Here is a 3,782-nt window from a genome sequence, read left to right on the forward strand (position 1 = left end):
AGGCCCTGCCTTCATGCCCCCGCGCAGCCACAATCACCTGAACAGCACACCCATACGGAACCCCAAGCTGCACACTCGGTTTCGAGAAGCCCTCTCAGACGCCGCCAACGGGAGCCGACCTCGCGGCGGTGCCGCCGCAACTGCTGCGTGAGGAAGCGAAGGGCAGAGCTGGACACGTCGACGCCCGGCGGGCAGACAAGCACGTGAAGCCTCTGGTGGAGACGGTTCTCTTGGTCGAAAACCCATCTACAGGGGCTTCACCACGATGTCAGCCCAACTGCCAACCTCACAGGCCAGGTTGGAAAGGGCTCAGTGTCTGGTCATCGGCCGGGCGGAATCAGCCGCCTTCGGGAACCGGGATAACCATGACCTTCCGGTAGCGCGAGTCGGTGACGTAGACGTGTTTCCCATCCGGTGTGATTGCCATACCGCGAGGCCGGGCGTTGTACCACGAGGCAGGACAACAAGTGGGCTTGTCTGTGACGGTATCGATCACCATGACGTTGGGCCCGTCCCCCTGGCCATCGCCTTGTGACACGTAGACACGGCGTCCGTCCGGCGTGATAGCTACGCCGCCGATGGCCCGCTGAGTAGGGAAAATGTCAGTCCCCTTCTCGGTCGTCAAGTCTGTCACGTACAGATCGCTTTGATCCGCGCCGATGTAGGCGCGGTTGCTGTCCGGGGTGATTGCCATCCAGAATGGGCCTTCAAAGGGATACGGGAGAACCTGGACCTTCTGGGAGGCGAGGTCAATCACCATCCCGGAATCGCCACCATGGCTCACGTAGGCGCGTTTCCCGTCGGGGCTGATCTGCAGTCCGAACGGTTCGACGGACAGCCCGGTGATCCGGTCGGTGATCGACTGGGTTTCCGTGTCGATGACGCACATCTCACCACCGTCCTCACCTTTTTGTACCAGCACGAAGGCCCTGCGCCCATCGGGGGCAATCGCCACTCCCGTCGCAGGCGTGAGGCCTTCAGGGAGGGCAATCTTCGCTGCCACCTGGTTTGTGGCGATGTCAAGCACCGTCACTGATTTGCGCCCGCCGGAAACGTAAAGGTGACGGCCATCCGGGATCACGGCAATGTCACCACCGAGGTCCCCAAGGAACACGTCACCGAGGTCAATGTTGGCGATGACCGCTCCCGTATCTGTGTCGATCACAGACACTCGGCCAAGGAATCCTTCTTCACTCCAGGGTTTTGACGTCGCCACGTAGGCGCGGCGCCCATCTGGTCCGAAAGCTATCCGCCAAGGCTCCCACTCCACCGGTATCGCGAAGAGCCCTGGGGTGTCTTGTGGAGGCATAGGGCATTCATCTCCCAAGCGCCGATCTCGTGTTGTCCTGGGGCTTCATTCCAGACTGACCCACCGAACCAGACTGACCCACCGAAGAGGACGCTGCAAAGGGAGCTTGACCCGGGACGCGGTCCACGGTGGAACGTTCGAGTGGCACCGGACCACCGCAGCAGAGATCGTCAGGCCAGGAGCCGCAGAACATCGAAGGCACCCAGGGTAAGCTGAAGCGCATGGTCAAACTCGGCATCCTCACCGAAGCGGACTGGTAGTTGCCTGGCCTGTGACGAGGGGCCGTCTCGACTCTTGGCGCTGCTCCCCACTATCAACTCGGCGTGTGCGTGCGCCCTGTTTGTGCGGTTTTTGACGTCCTCAAGCATCGTCGCCCACCCTTCGAGACCATCGACCACCTGCTGTGGCAGGACGAGTTGCGACCTGGGGCATCATGTGCTGCGATGGATCTGTGGCCCCTGAACGAGTTGCCACTGCTCCAGAAGCGTCGAGGAACCCTCGAATCCTCCGCTGACGGATTCCGGCGCAGGGCCCGGCATGGATGCCTAAGACGTTTGCTCCGTCCGCCGGTAGACATCAGCGCTAGTGCCACCTTCGGAGATTCCGGTGCCTAAAACCTATCGCTTTTACTACGGCCCCCACAAAGGGCGCCTGGCGTACAACTACAACTCGTGGGACATCGATCACGACTCTGTCGTCTTGGTTACAGCCTCCGAGTGCACCGCGGACGGTGTTCGCTTCGTCGGGGCGGCCGATATCTCGGTCGAGAACATCAGTCCGCACGGCCCGCCCTTCGACTCCAACCACGGCGTGACCTTCATGATCAACGTCGATTGGCGCGACCCGCTGCCCGTGGTCGCCGACATCACCATCTTTGATCACAAACCGGTGCAGGTTCTGCATGTGTGATCATGAACCGGTACAGGTTCTGCACTGAGGAGGCGAACGGTGCCTGTCACCTATCGCCAGTACTACCGCCCCACCAAAGGGCGCCAGGCGTTCAATTTCAATGCCCCGGAGATTGGCCACGACTCTTCCGTCCTGGTTACAGCCTCCGAGTGCGGCTCGGACGGTGCTCGCTTCGTGGGGGCGGCCAGCATCGCGGTCGAGAACATCAGTCCACATGGCCCGCCCTACGACCTCAATCACGGCGTGACCTTCATGATCAACGTCGATTCGCGCGACCCGCTGCCCGTGGTCGCCGACATCACCGTTCTCGGCGGGATCGATATCGCCTTTAACATGCAGCCCCAGCAACGAACCAATTGGTGTTGGGCAGCGACCGCAACTAGTGTCGTCGCCTACTACACACCCACCGCCTGGACGCAGTGCTCACTGGCCAACGCCGAACTGGGCCGTGCTGATTGCTGCACCAATCCCTCTGACCCTTGCAACGTCGAGCATCCGCTTGACGGCCCTCTGACTCGCTTGGGTTGTCTGGACAGCCTGGTGTCCCGACAGGCCACGTATGCAGAGATCAGCAGGGAGATCAACGCTGGCCGCCCGCTGTGCATACACATCGGCTGGCGAGGCGGCGGCGGCCACTTCATTGCCGTCACGGGCTACGACGACTTCCCAGGTTGGGTGTACATCGATGACTCCTGGTTCGGTCCGAGCGATATCGCTGATGCCACTGTGCGCTCCGCGTACCAGGGAAGCGGCACTTGGACCCACTCGTACTTCACCCGACACCCCTGAGGACCCAGCATGGTTTTCCGTGGCTCTGAACCTCCTGCGGAATCGCTGACAGCTGCACGGGAAGGTATCCGACAACTCGTATCTCGAGGCCGGACCCGTCCCAGGATTTCAGTTGGGGCAGATGCCGAGGAGCCCGTTATGACCGGCTGTCTGCCGGTGTACTCACTCGGGTTGGATGACCTGCGCAGAGGCAGAGAACTAGCCCCTGCACAAGCCGTCGCCTGGCGCTATGTGGTCGAACAAGGCGGAATTCCCGTTGCTCTCGCGGACACAGTCGTCACACCGGAAGGCGTGCACTCCGTAGCGCAGGTCAACTATGGCCCGTTCGTATCCGGTATTCTCGAAGCCCTCGAAGTGGCGGAACACGCCGAAGGTGGTGCGGACGCCGAACTGCGACTGCTGCAAGTCCCGGCGCTCCACCTGCTGGCGATCTGGCTACACCGTGGGGCGAGCGGCCAAGACCGACTCGTGCCAGCGGCGCCATCGCCCACCGGGATTGAGGCCAATCACGACTATCCCGCCACAGCCCTTCTGACCGAGCTGACAGCTCGTGCTCGCACGACCCCGGAACGCGCCGGCGACGGCATCCTGGGAGGATAGGGGGTTTCAGCGCCCGCAGACGACGGACCGTGGACGACGAGTCTCAGCGGCTGCGGGTGCCTCTCTACGCCAGCTTCAGTGGCTAGGGCGCGTATCGGGTCGTGATCAATATGCGGGATTCGCTCTCACTGTGAGGCGTGATCCGGTAGATCGTCTTGCGTGACGCGAGTACAAC

The 3,782-nt window shown here is 62.1% G+C and carries 4 protein-coding genes and 1 pseudogene; 3 read left to right on the top strand and 2 right to left on the bottom strand.

Translation table 11 applies throughout. The annotated features are described in order from the left end of the window. Positions 1-95: 95 nt before the first annotated feature. Positions 96-203: pseudogene (locus tag ACWD5D_RS44780) on the bottom strand (IS5/IS1182 family transposase); the annotation flags it as partial. 134 nt (positions 204-337) lie between these two features. Further along, positions 338-1,171, bottom strand: a complete 834-nt coding sequence (locus tag ACWD5D_RS44785) for a YncE family protein (protein ID WP_451378495.1) — start codon at positions 1,169-1,171, stop codon at positions 338-340. Between the two features lie 744 nt (positions 1,172-1,915). Between ACWD5D_RS44785 and ACWD5D_RS44790 the strand changes: the two genes are divergently transcribed. The 3 genes from ACWD5D_RS44790 to ACWD5D_RS44800 all read left to right on the top strand — a co-directional run bounded on the left by ACWD5D_RS44790 (position 1,916) and on the right by ACWD5D_RS44800 (position 3,607). Further along, on the top strand, positions 1,916-2,218 hold the full coding sequence (locus ACWD5D_RS44790; RefSeq protein ID WP_451378496.1) for a hypothetical protein: 303 nt from the start codon (positions 1,916-1,918) through the stop codon (positions 2,216-2,218). A 39-nt stretch (positions 2,219-2,257) separates the two neighbouring features. Beyond that, complete coding sequence (locus tag ACWD5D_RS44795; protein ID WP_451378497.1) at positions 2,258-3,007, top strand: C39 family peptidase; 750 nt, start codon at positions 2,258-2,260, stop codon at positions 3,005-3,007. A 138-nt stretch (positions 3,008-3,145) separates the two neighbouring features. Continuing rightward, positions 3,146-3,607, top strand: a complete 462-nt coding sequence (locus ACWD5D_RS44800) for a hypothetical protein (RefSeq protein ID WP_451378498.1) — start codon at positions 3,146-3,148, stop codon at positions 3,605-3,607. Positions 3,608-3,782 lie beyond the last annotated feature (175 nt).

It is taken from the genome of Streptomyces sp. NPDC002520 (assembly GCF_053595235.1).

What these genes read in the sequence shown, in the direction of transcription:
- ACWD5D_RS44800 (WP_451378498.1), top strand. Translation starts at nt 3,146, where the DNA reads ATGACCGGCTGTCTGCCGGTGTACTCACTCGGGTTGGATGACCTGCGC.